Below are 20,343 nucleotides of genomic sequence, written 5' to 3' on the forward strand. Positions count from 1 at the left end.
CTGTATTGTATCGAATGGATGCCTGCCGGTAAGGAATGATGGCAAAACGGCGCAAAAAAATCAGCGTCCGTCGTACGGGAGCAAGTATACAACAGCCCGCTGTTGCGCAAATGCTCCAGCTTTAAGCAGAGTCGGTATCTTTATAACAAGTATGGCAACAATTAGTAACAATTAGAATGACAACACCAGCAGAATAAGGGCAGCAAACGCGACAAGAGGCCGCTAAAAGTGGCACACTGCGCATACCCGGGATAAAGAACCAAGCACGAGCCTGAAAAGACTCTGTAGAGCCAACATAAAGTATCTGGCGCCCAGACGCCTGGCTTGTTATCAAGAAACCACTTACATGATCAAGAAGAAGAACATCGAATTTGCCCGCGTCACCCACTTGCGCGGCCCCAACATCTGGACTTACCGCCCGGTGATTGAAGCCTGGGTCGACATCGGCGAACTGGAAGACTATCCATCCAATACCCTGCCCGGCCTGTACGAGCGCCTGGTGGCGTGGCTGCCCGGCATGATCGAGCACCGCTGCGGCGTGGGCGAACGGGGCGGCTTTTTCGAGCGCCTGCGCGAAGGCACGTGGTCGGCCCACATCCTCGAGCACGTGGTGCTGGAGCTGCAAAACCTGGCAGGCATGCGCACGGGCTTCGGCCAGACGCGCTCGACCAGCCAGCGCGGCGTCTACAAGATGGCCTTCCGCACGCGCGAAGAGCACGTGGGCCGCGCCGCCCTGGCCGCCGCGCGCACACTGCTGATGGCCGCCATCAACGATGAAGCCTATGACCTGGAAGCGGCGCTGGCGCCCCTGCGCGACATGGTCGACTCGCGCTGCCTGGGTCCGAGCACGGCCAGCATCGTCGATGCGGCCACCGAGCGCCGCATCCCTTCGCTGCGCCTGAACGACGGCAACCTGGTGCAACTGGGCCACGGCGCCGCGCAGCGCCGCATCTGGACGGCCGAAACGGACCGCACCAGCGCGATCGCCGAAGGCATCGCCAGCGACAAGGATCTGACCAAATTCCTGCTCAAATCGTGCGGCGTGCGCGTCCCTGAAGGCAGCCTGGTGCGCAGCGCCGAAGCGGCCTGGGAAGAAGCGCAGGACATCGGCGTGCCCGTCGTCGTCAAGCCGTATGACGGCAACCATGGCCGCGGCGTCTCGCTGAACCTGATGACGGAAAGCGACGTGAAGGCCGCCTACGAGCTGGCCGCGCGCAAGGGCGACAGCTCGGCCGTGCTGGTGGAAAGCTTCATCACGGGCGACGAACACCGTCTGCTCGTCGTCGGCAACAAGCTGATCGCGGCCGCCAAGGGCGAATCGCTGTGGGTCGACGGCGACGGCCTCTCCACCGTGCTGGAACTGGTGAACACGCAGATCAATACCGACCCGCGCCGCGGCGAAGGCGAAGATTTCCCATTGGGCACGGTCAAGCCGCACGAATCGGGTGAAATCGTGCTGGAACTGCAGCGCCAGGGCATGACCGCCCTGTCCGTGCCGCAGGCCGGCCAGAAAGTGCTGATCCAGCCGAACGGCAACGTGGCCATCGACGTCACGGATGACGTGCATCCGTCCGTCGTGCATGCGGCCCTGCTGGCCGCGCGCGTGGTCGGCCTCGATATCGCCGGCATCGACCTGGTCACCACCGACATCACGCGTCCGCTGGAAGAGCAGCGCGGCGCCATCATCGAAGTCAATGCCAGCCCTGGCTTGCTGGCGCACATCAAGCCGGGCGTGGGCCAGCCCCGCCCTGTCGGTGCGGCCATCGTCGACCACCTGTTCACGCCGGAGGAAACGGGCCGCATTCCGCTGATCGGCGTGACGGGCACGCGCGGCGCCAGCCTGATCGTGCGCATGCTGTGCAAGCTGCTCAACCTGTCGGGCCTGCACACGGGCGCCGTCTGCAGCGAAGGCATGTACCTGGACCAGCGCCGTGTCGTCAGCAGCGATTGCGTGAACTGGGACGCGGGCCAGCGTTTGCTGCTCAACCGCACCGTGCAGACGGCCCTGTTCGAGAGCAATCCGCGCATGATCCTGGCCGAAGGCCTGGCCTACGACAAGTGCCAGATCGGCGTCGTCACGGACATGGGCAGCCTCGATAGCGTCAAGGATTTCGACGTGCTGGACGAAGCGGGCCTGTACAAGGCCGTGCGCAGCCAGGTCGACGTGGTGGTGCCGACGGGCGTCGCCGTGCTCAACGCCGCCAACGCGCACGTGCTGGAACTGGCCGAACTGTGCGACGGCACGGTCACCCTGTATGCGCAGGATGGCGGCTTGCCAGCCATCGCGGCGCAACTGGCCGCCGGCCAGCGCGCCGTGTTCGTGCGCGGCAACCACATCGTGCTGGCCGAAGGCGGCATCGAAACGGTCCTGCTGTGCCTGGACTTGCTGAAACCGGCCACGGCCGGCAATGTCGACAGCGTGCTGGCCGTCGCGGCCGCCGCCTGGGCCCTGAACCTGCCCGTCGACCTGATTTGCGCAGGATTGCGCACGTTTGACGCGGCCCCTGGCTGCATCGGCAACTAAGGCAAAGCAGCACTCAAGCCCGGCCAGGACGGCCGGGCCCACAAGAACACAACAGGATTACGGTTTAATTATGGAAGTATCTCGCGTACGGGCCTTGCGTGGCCCTAACCTCTGGAGCCACGACACCGCCGTGGAAGCCATTGTTTCCTGCACCACGCAGGAACTCGACATCGCCCAGCTGCCTGGCTTCGAAGCCCGCCTGCGCGCCCTCTTCCCGCAACTGAGCCCGCTGCAACCGCTGGGCAACTACAACGCCGCGCCGATGGCGCAGGTGCTGGAACTGGCGGCGCTGGGCCTGCAGGCGCAAGCTGGCTGCCCCGTCACCTTCAGCCGCACCACGCCGACACTGGAAACGGGCATCTTCCAGGTCGTCGTCGAATATTCGGAAGAAGCCGTCGGCCGCCTGGCGCTGGAACTGGCGCAGCAGCTGTGCCAGGCCGCGCTCGACGATGCGCCATTCGACCTGGCCGGCGCCCTGCACCAGTTGCAGGAACTCGATGAAGACGTGCGCCTCGGTCCATCGACGGGCGCCATCGTCAACGCCGCCGTGGCGCGCAACATCCCGTTCCGCCGCCTGACCGAAGGCAGCCTCGTGACGTTCGGCTGGGGCAGCAAGCAGCGCAAGATCCAGGCCGCCGAAATGGACGGCACCAGCGCCATCGCCGAAGCCATCGCGCAAGACAAGGAACTGACCAAGAAGCTGCTGGACTCGGCCGGCGTGCCCGTGCCGCAAGGCCGCGTCGCCGTCGATGCGGACGATGCCTGGGCCGCCGCCTGCGAGATCGGCCTGCCTGTCGTCGTGAAACCGAAGGATGGCAATCAGGGCAAGGGCGTCACCGTCAACGTCACCACGCGGGAACAGCTGACGGCCGGCTTCCTCGCGGCGCAGGAATTCCGCGACGATATCCTCGTCGAACGCTATCTGCCGGGCCACGATTTCCGCTTGCTCGTCATCGGCAACAAGATGGTGGCGGCGGCCCGCCGCGACCCGCCGCAAGTGGTGGGCGACGGCCAGCATACGGTGCGCGAACTGGTCGACCAGGTCAACCTGGACCCGCGCCGCGGCAGCGGCCATGCCACCTCGCTGACGAAGATCCGCTTCGACGACATCGCCCTGGCCAGCCTGGCCAAGCAGGGCTATGTGGCCGACTCCGTGCCGCCGGTCGGTAAGCGCGTCATCCTGCGCAATAACGCCAACCTGTCGACGGGCGGCTCGGCCACCGACGTCACCGTCGACGTGCACCCGGAAGTGGCGGCACGCGCCGTCGCAGCCGCGCACATGGTAGGCCTCGATATCTGCGGCGTGGACGTCGTCTCCGACAGCATTTTGAAACCGCTGGAAGAGCAGAACGCCGGCATCGTCGAAGTGAACGCCGCCCCGGGCCTGCGCATGCACCTGGCGCCATCGTTCGGCAAGCCGCGTCCCGTGGGCGAAGCCATCATCGCCGCCATGTTCGCCGAGGGCGACGATGGCCGCATTCCCGTCGTTGCCGTTACCGGCACCAACGGCAAGACCACCACCGTGCGCCTGATCGCCCACCTGCTGACGGCTTCCGGCCTGCGCACGGGCATGACCAATACCGATGGCGTGTACATCGAAGGACGCCAGATCGACAGCGGCGACTGCAGCGGCCCGCGCAGCGCGCGCAACGTGCTGCTGCACCCGGACGTGGACGCGGCCGTATTTGAAACGGCGCGCGGCGGCATGCTGCGCGAAGGCCTGGCCTTCGACCGCTGCCAGGTTGCCGTGGTGACCAACATCGGCGCGGGCGACCACCTGGGCCTGAACTACATCACCACCGTGGAAGACCTCGCGGTCCTGAAGCGCGTGATCGTGCAGAACGTGGCCGACAGTGGCGTGGCCGTGTTGAACGCCACCGATCCGGCCGTGGCCCGCATGGCCAAGAATTGCAGCGGCACGGTGACCTTCTTCGCCGCCGACAAGACGCACCCCGTGATGGCCACGCACCGCGCGCAGGGCAACCGCGTCGTGTACGTGGAGGACGGCAAGCTGGTCGCGGCGCAAGGCAAGGAGCGCCACGAAATCCCCCTGTCGCAGGTGCCAATCACGCGCAACGGCGCCATCGGCTTCCAGGTCGACAACGTCATGGCGTCGCTGGCCGCCGCCTGGGCCGTGGGCCTGGACTGGAAAACCATCGCGCTGGGCCTGAAAACCTTTGCCAATGAAGCCGACAATGCGCCAGGCCGCTTCAACGTGTTCGACTACAAGGGCGCCACCCTGATCGCCGACTACGGCCACAATCCGGACGCCATCCTGGCGCTGGTGCAGGCCGTGGAAAGCATGCCGGCCAAGCGCCGCTCGGTGGTCATCAGCGGCGCCGGCGACCGCCGCGACGAAGACATCCGCCAGCAGACGGAAATCCTCGGCGCCGCCTTCGACGACGTGCTGCTGTACCAGGATCAATGCCAGCGCGGCCGCGCCGACGGCGAAGTCGTGGCATTGCTGCGCCAGGGTTTGAACGGCGCCAAGCGCACCAGCCATATCGATGAAATCAACGGCGAATTCGTCGCCATCGACAAGGCCCTGGCGCGCCTCGGCGAAGGCGATCTGTGCCTGATCCTGATCGACCAGGTGGAAGAAGCGCTGGCGCACATCGCCAAGCGCGTCGCCGAAGCCTAAGCGCAGCCTGACGGCATACGAGGGCGGCCTGCGGGCCGCCCTTTTTCATCCCTGCACCTCAGTCGGCGCCGGCTTTCCCGATCGCCTGCGCGGCCAGCGCGCCGGCCCGCATCTCGCTGGCAAACAGCGTCGCCGCATGCGCGATGGCGCGGGTGGCACGCGCGAGGAAATGCGTCCAGTGCTGATGCTCGAGCAGCAGCATCTCGATGCAGAACCATACCTGACCGCGCTGCACATGGCCTTTCACCAGCTTGATGCGGCGGTTGACTTCATCGAGCGCGGCACGCACGCGCAGCAACTCTTCCGGCGTATCGATGGTCCACACATTCGGCAACAGCAGTTTCCCAAATTGCGCGTCATCGGCGTCAAAGCACAGGACATAGCCCATGCCTTCGAAACGGAAGACGATATCGCCATCGCTGTCGATCTGCGCCTGATATCCGTCCGCTTGCAAGTGCCGCAGCAACGGTTCGGTGATAGTGGATGCCAACATGGTGCTTCCTTTCATTGAGTGGGATGGCGACGCCCCATCTGGTGCCGCTGCATCGCTACCTCAACGCCGCCACCGGCAAAAAATACAAAACTATTTTCGCCACGTGTGGAGAGCGGGCAAGGCCGGCAGGTGCATGAATGCGGCAGGGATACCGGAATTGATATGGACATCGCAAAAGAAGTCATTTGTGGCGCAAAGTCATTCGCCCCTACCATGCTTCCTGAGCCAGTTCCAGCTCTGGCGGCGACTGCCGCAGCGTTCTCAACATAACTAAAATACAGGTGGAGACAAGATGATGCAATTGATGGCAACGGGCACCTGCACGCCCCGACAAAATACACGCTTGACCTTGAAGGCGACGGTGGCCGCCCTGGCCGGCGCAGGCCTGCTGAGCAGCGCCTCCGTCTGGGCGCAGCAGGCGCCCGCCGTGGAAACACCAGCGGCAGAAACGGCAGCAGCAGCGGCGCCAGCCGACAATGGCGGCATCGCCGTCGTCGCCGTCACGGGCGTGCGCAGGGCGGCACAGAGCGCGCAGACGATCAAGAAAAACAGCGACCAGGTGGTCGACTCCATCGTCGCCGATGAAATCGGCAAATTCCCCGACAAGAACGTGGCCGAAATCCTCGGCCGCGTGACGGGCGTGCAGGTCCGCCGCGAAGGCGGCGAAGCCGGCACCGTCATCATCCGCGGCTTGCCTGGCGTGGTGACCCTGCTCAACGGCCGCGAAATGTTCACCTCCGTGGGCCGCAGCCTGTACCTGGCCGATATTCCGACGGCCATGCTGCAGCGCGTGGACGTCTATAAATCGCAGGGCGCCGACATGGTCGAAGGCGGCACGGCCGGCGTGATCGACGTGCGCACCAACCGCCCGTTCGACTTCAAGGGCTTTACGGCATCGGGCAACGTGCGCGCCGAACACCGCGACAAGTCCGGCTCGACGGACCCGAACGTCAGCGGTATGGTCTCGAACCGCTGGAAGACCCAATACGGCGAATTCGGCGCCCTGCTCGGCCTGTCCTACCAGCGCGGCAGATACTATGACGAGACGATCTGGAACGCCGAACCCGTCAAGCGCCCGGAAGCGGGCAACATCACGGGTCCCGATTCCGTCGGCATGATCCCGACCGTGGGCGACCGCAAGCGCTACGCGGCCAACGCCGCCTTCCAGTGGCGCCCGAACTCGCAGGTGGAAGTGTATGCGGAAGGCATGTCGACCCTGATCAAGCACGCTTTCGACAGCCAGTTCTTCGTCGGCTCGCTGCCGTGGGGCCAGAACCCGGACATCACCCTGATCCCCGGCACCAATCAGGCGGCCACGGTGGGCAAGATCGACGGCCCATGGTCGCCGTTCACGCTGGGCTCGACCCAGGCGCGGCGTGACCGCTCGATCGGATCGCAAGGCGCCATCGGCGCGCGCTGGGACATCACGCCGCAGCTGCGCGCCACGACGGAGCTGGCGCGCACGGTCAGCAACTTTGAGCGCGAATTCCCCATCCTCGACTTCCTCGCCCATCCGACCAGCGTGATCGGCAGCACGAACGTGAACGGCGGAGCGCAGATCAGCTACCCCGGCTACAACATGCTGGATCCGAAGAACTACACCTTGCTCGGCTTCTACGACAATCACAGCCACGACGAAGGCAGCTCGACCGACTGGCGCGGCGACGTCACCTACGACATGGACAGCACGGGCTTCTTCCGCGAATTTTCGGGCGGCGTGCGCCTGGCCAAGCGCAAGGCCGAATCGATCCGCGAAAAAAATGGCCAGGGCGGGCTGGCGTCGGTCATGACGGCGGACGCGATCCCCGGCCTGGCGTGCGCCTCGCACGACAACACGGGCAACTTCGGCCTGCAAAGCTGGCTCACGCCGTGCCGCGACTTCATGCTCAACAACACGTCCGCGCTGCGCCAGTTGTTTACGGGCAGCAGCGAACGCAGCCCCGACGATCCGATGACCCACTACAAGGATGTGGAAAAAACCAATGCCGTCTACGGCAAGGCGCGCATCGGCTTTGACCTGGCGCAGGTACCGGTCGACGGCACCTTAGGCGTGCGCGTGGTGCAGACCAAGCAGGACTTGCAGGGCAATTCCTCGCAAAACGGCATCATCACGCCCGTGCGCGTAAAAACCTCGGATACGGACGTGCTGCCCAGCATGACACTGAAAGCCATGCTGCGCCAGGACCTGGTCGCCCGCATGACGGCAGGCAAGGCAGTACAGCGCCCGAACTTCGCCGATTTCAACCCCGGCGTGAGCCTGGGCCAGAGCCTGGAGATGGTGCGTCCGACGGGCAGCGGCGGCAATCCCGACCTCAAACCCGTGGAAGGCAAGAACCTCGACGTGGCGCTGGAATGGTATTTCGCGCAGACGGGTTCCGTCACGGCCACCGTGTTCCGCCACAACTTCAAGAACTACATCCTGTCCGGTTCGGCCAAGGAAACGTATGGCGGCATCGAGTACGACATCACGCGCCCGCGCAACACCTCGAAGGGCCATCTGCAAGGCCTGGAAATGGCGTACCAGCAGTTCTACGACAAGCTGCCCGGCTGGATGAGCGGCCTGGGCCTGCAGGCGAACGCCACCTACATGACGGGCGAGCTGGAAGAATTGAATGGCAGCGTGCATCCATTCACGGGCATGTCGAAGTGGTCGGCCAATATCGTCGGCCTGTACGAGCAGGGACCGTGGTCGGCACGCCTGGCCTACAGCTGGCGCGACAAATACGTCGACGACTACAACTACCGCGGCAAGGGCATCCACCTGACCGTGGCGCCCACCAAGACCCTGGACGCGTCGATCTCGTACAAGCTCAATCCGAACACCACGGTGACCCTGGACGCGAACAACCTGCTCGACTCGACCTACCGCGACTACCACGACACGCCGGACTATGTGCGCGACGTGCGGCGCTATGACAAGGTCGTGGGACTCTCCGTCCGCTGGAGCTTGTGATGGACACCTGACCAAACCGGCTGCGCGGCGCGCTTTGCGGCCGGCGATGCTCACGGCACTACAGTGCCGCTGCGCTTCTCGGCCACAAATCACTGCCGCTCGCGATGGTTTTGTCAGGCGTCGAAACGTTGTTGGAATACATGTCTTCTTCCTTGAGGAGTTTCAGCGCCAGCCGGTGACGGTTGGCGTTTTTTTTGCCTTGTGGAATCTATCCGACACAGGAATTGATTTAACGCAAAGTGGCGGCGCCGGGGCGCTTTTATGCTGGCAGTCTGACCATCGAACCCGGCGGGGACAGCATGCGCGATGCACGGCACGTCGATACACAGTTATTTCAACCTGACATCCCGGTGCGGCTCGACATGCGCACGGCGGCGCTGGTCGAACATGCGCTGGCCTTGCAGGAAATGGCCGGCACGGGCGCCGCCGCCCTGTTTTTGCACTGCCACGACGTGCCGCTGCCCACGGCCTTGCGCGTGCTGACGACGGGACCGCACCGCAAACCTGCCGGGCCGCACCTGTTTGCCCGGCTGCGCCCGCGCACGGCCGCCCTGGCGCATGGCGCGCCGCTACCGGCCCGCTGACGAATCCTGTACCATCGCCGCAACCTATTCAATGAGGCACGGCGATGCAGGCAGCGACACCCCACGATTCCTATGCGGCACTGATGGACCTGATCAAGGCGCGCCATGCGGAACTGAGCCCGCAATTCCAGGCCGGCGCCCGCTACCTGGCTGACCATCCGGACGAAGTGGCCGTCTCGTCGATGCGCAGCATCGCCGCGCGCGCGCAGGTACAATCGGCTGCCCTCGTGCGCCTAGCGCAGCAGCTGGGCTTTGCCGGCTGGCCCGAGCTGAAAGCCATCTTTGTCGAACGCCTGCGCGCGGGACCGGCCGGCTATGCGGAAAAAGCCGGCGCGCTGGCCGGCAAGGAGGGCAATCTGGTCACCGAAGTGTTCATGGTGCAGCAGCGCAACCTGGCCGCCACGGAAAGCGCCAACCACGCCGCCCTGGATGCGGCCGCCAACCTGCTGCAGACGGCGCCCCGCGTGCACGTGGCCGGCTTTCGCGCCGCCCACCCGATCGCCTACACCCTGCATTATCTGTACCGGCTGCTGCGCCCCAGCGTGCAGCTGCTGAGCGGCCAGGGCGGCACCCTGGAAATGGACTTGCGCGCCCTGCAGGCGGGCGAAGCCGTCGTCGTCGTCAGCTTCGCGCCGTACTCGAGCGAAGCGCTGCTGGTGGCGCAGGCGGCGCGCCAGGGCGGCTGCCAGGTGATCGCCATCAGCGACAGCGCCATGTCGCCGCTGGCCCTTCAGGCCGATGCCAGCATCGTCATCGCCGTCAACAGCCCCTCGTTCTTCCCCTCCATCGTGGCCGGCGTCGCGGCCGTGGAAAGCCTGGTGGAACTGCTGGTGGCGCGCGCGGGGCCCGATGCCGTCACGGCCATCGGCGCGGCGGAAAACCAGCTGCGAACGCTGGGGGCCTATGCCAAAACATCAAACGATGTAAATTAAAAACAAATACATCATTCGTTGCATTGCGGCGCAACGCCTCCTATAATCGGCCATCCCACTTGTCGATAAGAAAGCGATGCCATGAGCCATGTCTTCCACCGCAGCCTGACCGCCAGCTATCCCGTCGCAGTGGGCGGCGACGGCCCCTACCTGATCGATGCCGATGGCAAGCGCTACCTGGACGCCTGCGGCGGCGCGGCCGTCTCCTGCCTCGGTCATTCGGATGCGGCCGTCATTGCCGCCGTGCAGCGGCAGATTGCCACGCTGGCGTACGCGCACAGCTCGTTTTTTACCAGCGAGCCGATGGAGCAGCTGGCCGATTTCCTCGTCGCCCGGGCACCAGCCGGCATCGACAGCGTGTATTTCGTCTCGGGCGGTTCGGAGGCGGTGGAAAGCGCGCTCAAGATGGCGCGCCAGTATTTCGTCGAGCGGGGCCAGCCGCAGCGCCGCCACGTCATCGCACGCCGCCAGAGCTACCACGGCAACACCCTGGGCGCGCTGGCCACGGGCGGCAACGCCTGGCGCCGCCAGCAGTTCGAACCGCTGCTGATCGGCGTCACCCACGTTTCCCCGTGCTACGCCTGGCGCGACCAGCAGGCGCATGAAACGGATGGCGACTACGTGGCGCGCCTGGGCCAGGAGCTGGAAGACCATATCGCCGCACTCGGCGCGGACAACGTCATGGCCTTCATCGCCGAACCCGTCGTCGGCGCCACGGCCGGCGCCCTGCCCGCCGTGGCCGGCTATTTTGCGCGCATGCGCGAGATCTGCCAGCGCCACGGCATTCTGCTGATCCTCGACGAAGTCATGTGCGGCATGGGCCGCACGGGCAGCCTGTTCGCCTGCGAGCAGGAAGGCATCAGCGCCGACCTGATCTGCATCGCCAAGGGCCTGGGCGCCGGCTACCAGCCCATCGGCGCCGTCATGGTATCGACAGATATCCGCGACACCATCCGCGCGGGCACGGGCTTCTTCCAGCACGGCCACACGTATATCGGCCACGCCACAGCCTGCGCCGCCGCCCTAGCCGTGCAGCGGCAGATCGAGGAGCGCGATTTACTGGCCAACGTGCGCGCCATGGGCGGCTTGCTGCAAGAGCGGCTGCGCCAGCGTTTCGATAGCCACGCGCATGTGGGCGACATCCGCGGCCGCGGCCTGTTCCTGGGACTGGAACTGGTGCGGGACCGCAATACCAAACAGCCGTTCGACCCGGCCCGCCGCCTGCACGCGCGCATCAAGGCGCAAGCCATGCAAGCCGGACTGATGTGCTATCCCATGGGCGGCACCATCGACGGCCTGCACGGCGACCACATCCTGCTGGCGCCGCCCTACATCATCGACGCCAGCCACGTCGATGAGATTGTCGACAAGCTGGGCGCGGCCATCGATGCTTGCGTGGCGTAGCCGCGCATGCCTGCGGCAGAAACGCGCAAAGGCGACTGCCAGCAGTTTCTGTTCACTCCTTGTCAATATTAATTGACTTATTTTAAACAATCGTTTTAAATCAGGAAGTTACTCAAAATCAATCATCTTGGGCATTCAATCATCGCATTACCCCTTTTCGATGCTTGACGCCCATGTTGATGCACTCTGAAGCCAAGGTATATGGAACTGCTCGACTCCCTGCGTCAGCCCCCTCTGCAAGACGACACGATCAGCGGGCACTATGAAGTGCGCCGCTTGCTGGGCGAAGGCGGTTTCGGCCATGTATTCGAAGCGTGGGATGCCAAGCTGTGCCGCAGCGTGGCGCTGAAACGCCTGAAACCGCAGGCCGACGTGCTGCACCCGGAAAAACTGATCAATGAAGCGCGCCTGGCCGCCTCGCTCAAGCATGCGGCCTTCGTGCGCATTTTCGCCATCGAAGGCCAGGGCACGGGCCAGTCCATCGTCATGGAACTGGTCGAAGGCCAGACCCTGGGCCAGTTCATGCACAGCGGCAAGGCAGACTTGCAAACGGCACTCGACATCGCCTACCAGATCGCTGACGCCATGGACGAGGCGCACGCCATGGACCTCGTGCATGGCGACCTGAAACCGTCGAACCTGATGCTGGAAGCGGACGGTCAAGTGCGCATCCTCGACTTCGGCCTGGCCCGCCACATCGACCCGCAAGCAACGCAAACGACCACGCTGTGCGACCTGCAAGGCACCATTGCCTACATGGCGCCCGAGCGCCTGATGGGCCGCCTGCCCGACACGCGCGGCGACGTGTATGCCTTGGGCGCCATGCTGTACGAAATGCTGGCTGGCCAGCGCCACTTCGCCCACCTGAACGGCCTGGCCCTGGCCGCCGCCCACATGCAGGCGACGGAACCGTGGCCCGACCTGCCGGAAACAGTGCCGCCCACCATCAACGCCCTCGTGCGCGCGATGACGGCGCACGACCCGGCCGAACGGCCGCGCACCATGCGCGCTGTGCGCGAGGCGCTAGGTGGGCAGCAAATATCTGCGGCAACAGCGACCGCCCTCGACGCCGACAGCAAACCCGCTCAGCCTGCCAAGCCGCCGGCTTCGATCGCTATCCGGCTGCAGGTGCCCGTCAAGCGTACCATGCTGGCGGCAGGAGCATTCTTATTACTAGGCTTGAGTGTCTTGCAAGGGCCTGATTTGGTGGCTAGGTTGCGCGGCACTACAGGCGCGCCGGCGTACTCGGAAATTGCGTCCATGAAGGCTGGCATGGATGCCTTACGTACGTTTGACCGCGATAGCAGCCAGAAGCAGGCCTTTGCGCACTTCTCGACAGTGCTGCAACACAATCCTCATAATGCGGCTGCAGCGGCCGGCCTGTCGCTGGCAGCAAGCCTCCGCTATATCAGTGATGGCCGCGATGACACCTGGCTGCAACGGGCCGATGTCAGCGCACGACAGGCACTAGTGGCAGACGACCAATTGGCCCTCGCCCATGTAGCACAGGCAGCAGTACATGAGCTACACGGAAAGCGTGACGAAGCACAGCACGCAATCAATACTGCGCTGAACTTGGAACCGAATAATTTGCTAGCCTTGTATGGCAAGGCCCGCCTATTTATAGTTGGTCATCAGTTCGATTCGGCGAAAAAAATATTAGATCAAGCCATCGCCACTTATCCAAGTGAGCATGTATTTGTCGCCCAACTTGGAATCATGCGTTACAAGCAAGGCGACTACATTGGTGCTGAAAAAGCATTCCGCAAAAGCATAAGTATGGATCCGCAATCACCCGGCACTTACGCCTACTTGAACGCCGCGCTGTTACGACAAAATCGCAACGACGAAGCACTGCAAGTACTGCAGCAAGGGTTGCAGATCAGCCCGTATTGGGAACTGTATACGAACCTCGGCACATCACTGTTTGCGAAGGGGGACTATCTTGGCGCAGTACAAGCGTTTGAAAATGCCGTCTCTGAAACCAAGGGTAGTCCCAACATGTATATGTTGTGGGCTAACCTAGCTGATGCACAGCGTTGGATACCAGCGCAGATTCAGGCATCAAAACAGTCCTATCTACGCGCCATTACCCTGCTGCGGCCAATACTTCAACGCATGCCAAACGATGGCACCGTCAATTCCCGCATGGCACTCTATTTGGCTTATGTAGGAGAAAAACAGGCAGCGCTGGCTAGCATGCGACAAGCGCTGAATCTGGCACCGCGAGCGGCCGACGTGCAATTCCGTGCAGCCCTCACGCACGAACTAATTGGCAATCGCAGTGACGCATTGGCTTCACTTTTACAAGCCAGCAAGCTTGGCTACCCTCTCAATCTGATCGAATCAGCCCCCGATCTGTTGAACCTGCGGCGAGATGCCCGCTACCAACAACTTCTCATCAACCTGGAAAGAGACAGTAAAAAATGACGCCTGTAAGCCCTTGGATGAAGTTATCCGTGCATTTTGATGCAGACCAGATTACCAATCAGCTTGACTACAATTTCACCTCCTGCGACGGCACAGCCGATCCTCGCCATGGCCCCTACATGGGCGGCGTGCACTTCCAGAAAGGTCAGCATGTCTATCTCGACGTTACTTGCTGCGGCTCCAAGGATAGCGGCTTCACCTCATTCCAGATCATCGACTGCTGCATCGTCACCGTGCCGCAACTGACGCAAATCGGCCCGAAAGTGCCGACCATTTATTCACCGCCATCACCATTCCTCCAGGCAGTAGGTGCAACCTATCATTTGCCTCTGGACTTCGAAATCCAGCAACTGCTGGGTGAGCCAGACCAGATGCCACTGCACCGCATCCGTCAGGAATGGAAACACAATTTGGACGTAGGTCATACCTCTGGACGCTGGGAATTGTCCTTCGTCATGACGGTACGCATCATGCGCGGCGAAGACGTTCAACCGGAACTACGCGTCTTTTCCTTCGACCCGGAAAGCTCGGTGGGTGGCAGCACTACCATGTAGAGAGTGGTATTGCCGACTATATCGGCAATGCAATGCAAAGTAACCATCACTGCACGTCCTGGCCTGCCGATGCCATCCACTGCGCCTCGCCAGCGGGCGAAATGCGCCAAGCCACGTCAATTCCATCGACGTGGCTTTTTTCCATACGCACGCAATACCCCGCCCTGCCCGCCGAAAGCGGTAAAATGACGGCCTTGAACCCAAGCTCCGCCACATGGCGCGGCCTTGACTGCACACAGCACCACACACAGCCCGGCAGGCATGCGTTTCCCTGCCGCCGGACCAACGACAAAGAACACATGACCACCGTCCCAAAAGAAATCAACGCCGCCGCGGCAAAGAAAAATTCGGCTGAAAAGCTCACTCCCATGATGCAGCAGCGTATTTCCGCTATGAAGAATTTCGCTGATTTTCAAAAGGTACGCTGAAAGCTACGCCATTTATTTACGCTCCTTCACTTGTTTTTATCTCAAGTCGCCTCAAAATGCTTTCCCGTACTGTTGAGCTGAACAGCCGTTTGGAAGCAGTTATCACCGGAGAATACTCATGGCAGTTGATCACCGCGTTAGCCCACTCAAGAAAAGCGACCTGCAATATGATTACCCCAAGTCAGTATCTGCAGGCGATGACCCATCAAAAAGAAACGAACCAGATCGCTCGCTGTTGAACAGGTCTGAATGGTACGAAGTACTGTACTTTTGCAATCGTTTTGCGAACCAAAACAGCAGCGGGAAGAAAGAAGTGGCGCTTAAAGTTGAACGCTTGATTAAAGATGGTTTTGTACCATCAAACTTGCATAGCCATGACAATATCGAGAAGTACCTCCTCAACCACTGGCTGGCAACACCAGACTAAACAGCATCTAGGATTGTGATTCCTGTTGTCGTGGGTTCGAGCCCCATCAGCCACCCCACAGAATAAGTAGGAAAATCAAAGGGTTACATGCTTCGGCTTGTGACCCTTTTTTTGCATTTTCCAACGGCTTTGACAAATTTCCAACGCGCCTGCACACATCCTTGACTCAATATGCGCCGGCGCAGCCCCCATCTCTTTTACGCATGGCATCCTAAACTCCACTCCAGACGGCGTTTATGAGGCGATGATCATGAATTTCTTGCTAAAATATTTGGTCGCTCTTTCAGTTTTGTCTTGCAGCTCACCAAGGCCTGAAGCGGCGGCTAAAATGCTTCAAGTAGGCCAGAGCACCTTCTCTCTTGCCGCTCGCTACGGCACACCCACCAGCTATCAGCGCCAGGGGGATTACCTACAATTGAATTATGGAAGCGACATGGCCGGCTGCCAGCTTATCGTTTTGATCGACCAAGCGCAGCGCGTGGCAGGATGGGCATCGGCCGGGAAATTGTGCCCTGTCCGCTGAGCTGCCATCTGCTCATGCGGATGGTGGCATTGCGACAAAGCACGGCTCGCCATCTAACTGAACGCGCAGAGAAGCACGGATCAGCCCTGGCATGCCTACGCGTGCCCCCAAGCTGCGCTCCAACTCGTCCGCCGCCGCTGCGATCTCGCGCAGGCGACGCACCTCCCACAGAAGCGCGAGCACGTCGGCCGAGTCGTTGCGACCCTGGATTGCCTTCAATTGATCTAAGCTCAAGGGCGCCCGGAATCTACTCATGATCAACCACCCCCTGCCTTCGCAGCAGTAAGGGGCATGGCCTCCTGCGGTGGCCGCATGGCAATTACTTCCACACGCCATTCCTGCAAGTAGGTCGGGCCATTTTTGTCTTCTTGGTTGCCTTCGCGCTGCCAACCTCGCCATACCAAAAAGCAATCGCGCATCCCAGTACAAACCGCCTCATGCAAACACGGATAGAGGTCTTGCCCATCAGCAAAACCACCAGGCGCATGGACTTGCAAGACTAGATAGCCATCAATGCGAAACAAGGTAAGCTCGCCGAAAACACCTGGCTCGTTGGCGAGATCCCTCTCCGCTTTGCGAACGCCACGGCGCCGCACCTGTTTAATATTACTGTACATACATACAGTATATATAAAGCTCGCACGATGTAAAGTAAACAAAAATCAACAATATTCCAATGGCATCATGTTCAGAGCCAGGCGAGTGCAGACGTCTACACTCGCCAATCACTGATTAAAACAATCCAACCGGCTCCGATGCCCTGTCCCAGCTATAAATAATCAACTCCTTCCGCTCCACGGCCCGGCCACCGCCACCCACGTTGAAATGGATACCGGTTGTGTCCATCTGGAAGCGTGCGAAGACGCGCCGGATGTCCGGGTGGTCATTCAGGTTCAAGATGGCCTTGCCCTTCAACCTGGCCATCAGTTCGGCCATCTTTTCGTATTGGACGAATTCAAACTCCACGCCATAGCCGGCTGTCTCCCAGTACGGCGGGTCCAGGTAAAACAGCGTGTGTGGCCGGTCGTAGCGCTCCATGCACTTGTACCAGTCCAGATTTTCGATGTAGGCGCCGGACAGGCGCAGATGTGCGGCCGACAAGTTCTCCTCGATGCGCAGCAGGTTAAGCGGCGGTGCGGTGGTAGCCGTGCCCAGCTCTGCCCGTCGACCTTGCCGCCGAAGGCATGCTGCTGCAGGTAGAAGAAACGGGCTGCGCGCTGCAGGTCAGTCAAGGTATGCGGTGGCGCGCGGTCGATGCGAAGACCATCAGTTACGGCGCTGTTCATTCATAGCACTGAGGCATGGTTGCCTCTTCAGCCTGGCGCAGTGCAGCAGGCTGACATCCAGCAACGCATGAATTCAGAGAGGAGAAAGATAGCCAGCGCTGGCGGCAGGTGGTGTTATGCATGATGCCCATGTTTCGATGATCGCAAGTGGCGATCTCGCGTAACATCTTGCTGCTGATCTGCATCAAGAATGCATGGCAAAAAAAATTGCGGCGTGCTAGATATTTATGCATTGAATTCCAGCGGTACAAAGTCAAATATCCTGTTCGGACTAGTGCTCAATGCGCAGTGCCAAAGTCGATTTATTTGCTAAGTGAGCTTCCACAATAGATGCAATAGTCATTGCGGAATACTCCCCCTTCAATCGATACAACTCAGGTTTCGGGTGGACCCCATCTGGTATTAAATCTTTCCAATCACTGATGGATTTCACGTACTTATACTGATCAATCAAGGGGCTTTTTTTCTCTGCTGCCACCTGCCTCATTGCATCAACCAAAACTTCCAGTCTATCTGCTTTTGCTTGGTCACCGAACGGTTTTTTATCTACCGAAATAGGATTAGGGGTTTCAAAAATTATTGTTTTCCCATTCGATTTCGCAGCGTCAGCTAAAGCAGTTAATTGCCCCTTGTAGGTCTCGACGCTTACCCCAGGATCGAACCATGCGTCATTCATACCCCAATTCACGATAACAATTTTTGCAGCTGATTTTCTCATAATTTCTTGCCATGACCCATGCTCGCCGCTCAAGTAATAGTCAGCTTTTGTACCGCCAATACCCTCATTCCAAACAAGTACAGTCTGCCCATATTTTTTCTCAAATTTTTCAGCCATGGCGCCTGGAGCGCTTGTCGAAACTTGGCAATTTAATTTTCTTGGATTGGCACCAAATACCGTTGAATCCCCAAAATATTGAATTAATACTTTTGTTTGATTTGTCAACGGTTTCTTCGCAACCACTTCACAAGTTGAAAATTCACCACGAAAAATCATAACGATTATTGCAACAAATAGAAGAAAGGCCAGCAGTAAAAATAGTCTCTTAATTCTCATTTTTGTTTTAACCCTTAGTTGTATATCGGAGTAAACATATAGTCGACAGCGCCGTCGAATTTCCCCGTCATTTTGGCCGTCAATTTTCAGCCTAGCGTCGGTCGTTGGGGAATTATAGCCGGTGGGTAGCGCGGGCTGCATTGAAGGAGTAGTCAGCCGACGGAATCGGCGGCAACACCGCCTTCTGGGCTGTCGGCACCGGCCGTGTCGGCAGGTCCACTTGCGCAAGTGGCAGGCTTGCGCAAGCGCTCAAGAGCAGGCCGAGCGCGAACGTCGCAGTCTTTCGTTCACTGCTGCTTAAAACAGCCCAGCCGGCTCCATCTGTTTGTCCCAACTATAAATAATCAACTCCTTCCGCTCGACCGCCCTGCCACCTCCGCCCACGTTATACTGGATGCCGGTCGTATCCATCTGGAAGCGTGCAAACACGCGCCGGATATCAGGGTGGTCGTTTAAGCTCAAGATTGCCTTGCCTTTCAGCCTGGCCATCAACTCAGCCATCTTCTCGTACTGAGCAAATTCAAATTCCACGCCATAGCCGGCCGTCTCCCAGTACGGCGGGTCCAGGTAAAACAGCGTATGCGGCCGGTCGTAGCGCTCCATGCATTTGTACCAGTCCAGGTTCTCGATGTAGGCACCAGACAGGCGCAGGTGCGCGGCCGACAAGTTCTCCTCGATGCGCAGCAGGTTAAGCGGGGGCGCGGTCGTGGCCGTGCCCCACGTCTGGCCGTCGACCTTACCGCCGAAGGCATGCTGCTGCAGGTAGAAGAAGCGGGCCGCGCGCTGCAGGTCCGTCAGGGTATGCGGCGGCGTGTCCTGCAGCCACTTGAAAACCTCACGGCTCGAAAGCGCCCACTTGAACTGCCGCACGAATTCTTCCAGGTGATTCTTGACAACGCGGTAGAGGTTGATCAGCTCACCGTTGACGTCGTTCAGCACCTCGACCTCGGCCGGCGGCCGCATGAAGTACAACGCGGCGCCGCCGGCAAAGACTTCGACGTAGCAGGTGTGCGGTGGGAATTGCGGAATGATGCGGTCGGCCAGGCGTCGTTTGCCGCCAATCCAGGGGACGATGGGTAAAGCCAAAATGTGAACCTCCTAATGTTAGAGTCGAATTACCTTCCAGAGGTAGCACGAGCCTACTTGGCCCATTGGCCTGGCGAGCACTGGGCCTGATTGCCGCTGTTGATGCAGCGGCAATCAGCGCTCTTTCGCATGACAAAATACAAATCATAATTCAAAAAAAATACTCAAAAACCTATTTACAAAACATCCTAAATGATAGAAATAGGATTTGGCCGATGATGAAATCGCGGGTAATTACGCGAAATCTCGTTCACAACCCGAAGAAGATGCCTTCTTAAATATATTCTATATTCACCGTAAAAAAAAGCAATATCATCAGCAAAGTCACACCCTCTCAAAACGCCGCCACATTCCCATACATTAGGCGCATATCCAATAATAGTATTGGCGGTAGAATAAATATCTCCTGCAATATAATTTTCCTTACTTAAAATATGGCATGCCGCGTTTCGACAAACTGCAATTAAATGAGTAACATCTTTTACTTCATTTGAAGGAAGAATATCCTCTTGAAATGTCACCCTATTACCTTCATTCGCCACCATCGAAGTAAGCTCTTTCAAAAGAACCAATAGATGAACAACTGCAGACTGAAACAAAGGTGACTCATGCTGTCTAAAAATACCTGTTGAAAATAGTTCCTGGCACTTCCGAAGATACGACTCCAACACGACTCTTCGCAACCTTTGCTCTGCTTCTAGTTTTGGGTCTACAGCCGAGATGGAAATATTCATGATGTCCTCAAAATAGTGAGGACCAAGAATATCACTTTTTATAAGATTAATCTCATCTACATCCCTCAATGATCGCCTCCAATTCTCCCTCATATTTTTTGCTTCTTGGCCAATCTCTCGCCAGCGCCAGGATAATGCCACCGTCCGTGGACGACGGCGCCAGCTGATCGAATTCGTAGACGGGGCGCTGCGGCACCGACTTTACACATGGTGTAAATACGGGAACTTCGACCAACGGCACCGTCGTCGGCGCGCTGGCACAACCGGCCAGCAGCAATACAAGCCCGCAT

General features: G+C 60.0%; 17 protein-coding genes and 1 pseudogene. 11 read left to right on the top strand and 7 right to left on the bottom strand.

All coding sequences use genetic code 11. From position 1 onward, the window contains the following. Positions 1-346: 346 nt before the first annotated feature. Together cphA (KO538_RS04205) and cphA (KO538_RS04210) are read left to right on the top strand one after the other, a co-directional pair. On the top strand, positions 347-2,524 hold the full coding sequence (gene cphA, locus KO538_RS04205) for a cyanophycin synthetase (RefSeq protein WP_219327533.1): 2,178 nt from the start codon (positions 347-349) through the stop codon (positions 2,522-2,524). 70 nt (positions 2,525-2,594) lie between these two features. Beyond that, a complete protein-coding gene (gene cphA, locus KO538_RS04210; protein ID WP_219327534.1) occupies positions 2,595-5,165 on the top strand; it encodes a cyanophycin synthetase in 2,571 nt (856 codons plus the stop codon). 58 nt (positions 5,166-5,223) lie between these two features. Here cphA (KO538_RS04210) and KO538_RS04215 read toward each other — a convergent pair whose 3' ends face one another. After that, entirely contained in the window at positions 5,224-5,658 is a 435-nt protein-coding gene (locus KO538_RS04215) for a hypothetical protein (protein WP_219327535.1), read from the bottom strand. Between the two features lie 292 nt (positions 5,659-5,950). On the opposite strand from KO538_RS04215, the gene KO538_RS04220 reads away from it, so the two are divergent. From KO538_RS04220 to KO538_RS04260, 9 genes are all read left to right on the top strand, one after another. Beyond that, positions 5,951-8,611, top strand: coding sequence for a TonB-dependent receptor (locus KO538_RS04220; RefSeq protein ID WP_257620149.1), 2,661 nt, complete (start codon positions 5,951-5,953; stop codon positions 8,609-8,611). 299 nt (positions 8,612-8,910) lie between these two features. After that, the gene (locus tag KO538_RS04225; RefSeq protein WP_219327536.1) at positions 8,911-9,195 is read left to right on the top strand and encodes a hypothetical protein; all 285 of its coding nucleotides are present in this window, start codon (positions 8,911-8,913) and stop codon (positions 9,193-9,195) included. A 44-nt stretch (positions 9,196-9,239) separates the two neighbouring features. Further along, positions 9,240-10,127, top strand: a complete 888-nt coding sequence (locus tag KO538_RS04230) for a MurR/RpiR family transcriptional regulator (protein ID WP_219327537.1) — start codon at positions 9,240-9,242, stop codon at positions 10,125-10,127. 81 nt (positions 10,128-10,208) lie between these two features. Next, positions 10,209-11,531 carry an aspartate aminotransferase family protein gene (locus tag KO538_RS04235; protein WP_219327538.1) on the top strand — a complete coding sequence of 441 codons (1,323 nt, stop codon included), beginning with the start codon at positions 10,209-10,211 and terminating at the stop codon, positions 11,529-11,531. A 201-nt stretch (positions 11,532-11,732) separates the two neighbouring features. Beyond that, positions 11,733-13,961: a serine/threonine-protein kinase gene (locus tag KO538_RS04240; RefSeq protein WP_219327539.1), complete on the top strand. Its 2,229-nt coding sequence runs from the start codon at positions 11,733-11,735 to the stop codon at positions 13,959-13,961. After that, complete coding sequence (locus KO538_RS04245) at positions 13,958-14,515, top strand: hypothetical protein (protein WP_139143402.1); 558 nt, start codon at positions 13,958-13,960, stop codon at positions 14,513-14,515. Before KO538_RS04240 ends, KO538_RS04245 begins: the two co-directional genes overlap by 4 nt. 32 nt (positions 14,516-14,547) lie before the next feature. After that, positions 14,548-14,943, top strand: coding sequence for a hypothetical protein (locus KO538_RS04250; protein WP_219327540.1), 396 nt, complete (start codon positions 14,548-14,550; stop codon positions 14,941-14,943). A 118-nt stretch (positions 14,944-15,061) separates the two neighbouring features. Continuing rightward, the gene (locus KO538_RS04255; protein WP_219327541.1) at positions 15,062-15,370 is read left to right on the top strand and encodes a hypothetical protein; all 309 of its coding nucleotides are present in this window, start codon (positions 15,062-15,064) and stop codon (positions 15,368-15,370) included. A 250-nt stretch (positions 15,371-15,620) separates the two neighbouring features. Beyond that, positions 15,621-15,893 (top strand): hypothetical protein, encoded by a 273-nt coding sequence (locus KO538_RS04260; protein WP_219327542.1) that lies wholly within the window; start codon positions 15,621-15,623, stop codon positions 15,891-15,893. Between the two features lie 257 nt (positions 15,894-16,150). Here the strand turns inward: KO538_RS04260 and KO538_RS04265 are convergent, their stop codons facing one another. The 6 genes and pseudogenes from KO538_RS04265 to KO538_RS04290 form a co-directional block, all read right to left on the bottom strand. Further along, entirely contained in the window at positions 16,151-16,510 is a 360-nt protein-coding gene (locus KO538_RS04265) for a hypothetical protein (RefSeq protein ID WP_219327543.1), read from the bottom strand. Positions 16,511-16,625: 115 nt separating this feature from the next. Beyond that, positions 16,626-17,134: pseudogene (locus tag KO538_RS04270) on the bottom strand (DNA adenine methylase); the annotation flags it as partial. A gap of 41 nt (positions 17,135-17,175) precedes the next feature. Further along, positions 17,176-17,412 (bottom strand): hypothetical protein, encoded by a 237-nt coding sequence (locus KO538_RS04275; protein ID WP_219327544.1) that lies wholly within the window; start codon positions 17,410-17,412, stop codon positions 17,176-17,178. Positions 17,413-17,450: 38 nt separating this feature from the next. Continuing rightward, complete coding sequence (locus KO538_RS04280; protein ID WP_219327545.1) at positions 17,451-18,233, bottom strand: SGNH/GDSL hydrolase family protein; 783 nt, start codon at positions 18,231-18,233, stop codon at positions 17,451-17,453. 297 nt (positions 18,234-18,530) lie between these two features. Next, positions 18,531-19,319 (bottom strand): DNA adenine methylase, encoded by a 789-nt coding sequence (locus tag KO538_RS04285; RefSeq protein ID WP_219327546.1) that lies wholly within the window; start codon positions 19,317-19,319, stop codon positions 18,531-18,533. Positions 19,320-19,507: 188 nt separating this feature from the next. Then, entirely contained in the window at positions 19,508-20,053 is a 546-nt protein-coding gene (locus KO538_RS04290; protein WP_219327547.1) for a hypothetical protein, read from the bottom strand. Between the last annotated feature and the right edge of the window lie 290 nt (positions 20,054-20,343).

Source organism: Janthinobacterium sp. NKUCC08_JDC, from assembly GCF_019345575.1.
GTDB lineage: Bacteria > Pseudomonadota > Gammaproteobacteria > Burkholderiales > Burkholderiaceae_D > Janthinobacterium > Janthinobacterium aestuarii.

Coding starts and splice junctions, on each gene's coding strand:
- cphA (WP_219327533.1), top strand. CDS start 347: ATGATCAAGAAGAAGAACATCGAATTTGCCCGCGTCACCCACTTGCGC.
- cphA (WP_219327534.1), top strand. CDS start 2,595: ATGGAAGTATCTCGCGTACGGGCCTTGCGTGGCCCTAACCTCTGGAGC.
- KO538_RS04215 (WP_219327535.1), bottom strand. CDS start 5,658: ATGTTGGCATCCACTATCACCGAACCGTTGCTGCGGCACTTGCAAGCG.
- KO538_RS04220 (WP_257620149.1), top strand. CDS start 5,951: ATGATGCAATTGATGGCAACGGGCACCTGCACGCCCCGACAAAATACA.
- KO538_RS04225 (WP_219327536.1), top strand. CDS start 8,911: ATGCGCGATGCACGGCACGTCGATACACAGTTATTTCAACCTGACATC.
- KO538_RS04230 (WP_219327537.1), top strand. CDS start 9,240: ATGCAGGCAGCGACACCCCACGATTCCTATGCGGCACTGATGGACCTG.
- KO538_RS04235 (WP_219327538.1), top strand. CDS start 10,209: ATGAGCCATGTCTTCCACCGCAGCCTGACCGCCAGCTATCCCGTCGCA.
- KO538_RS04240 (WP_219327539.1), top strand. CDS start 11,733: ATGGAACTGCTCGACTCCCTGCGTCAGCCCCCTCTGCAAGACGACACG.
- KO538_RS04245 (WP_139143402.1), top strand. CDS start 13,958: ATGACGCCTGTAAGCCCTTGGATGAAGTTATCCGTGCATTTTGATGCA.
- KO538_RS04250 (WP_219327540.1), top strand. CDS start 14,548: ATGCAAAGTAACCATCACTGCACGTCCTGGCCTGCCGATGCCATCCAC.
- KO538_RS04255 (WP_219327541.1), top strand. CDS start 15,062: ATGGCAGTTGATCACCGCGTTAGCCCACTCAAGAAAAGCGACCTGCAA.
- KO538_RS04260 (WP_219327542.1), top strand. CDS start 15,621: ATGAATTTCTTGCTAAAATATTTGGTCGCTCTTTCAGTTTTGTCTTGC.
- KO538_RS04265 (WP_219327543.1), bottom strand. CDS start 16,510: ATGTACAGTAATATTAAACAGGTGCGGCGCCGTGGCGTTCGCAAAGCG.
- KO538_RS04275 (WP_219327544.1), bottom strand. CDS start 17,412: ATGCATAAATATCTAGCACGCCGCAATTTTTTTTGCCATGCATTCTTG.
- KO538_RS04280 (WP_219327545.1), bottom strand. CDS start 18,233: ATGAGAATTAAGAGACTATTTTTACTGCTGGCCTTTCTTCTATTTGTT.
- KO538_RS04290 (WP_219327547.1), bottom strand. CDS start 20,053: ATGAATATTTCCATCTCGGCTGTAGACCCAAAACTAGAAGCAGAGCAA.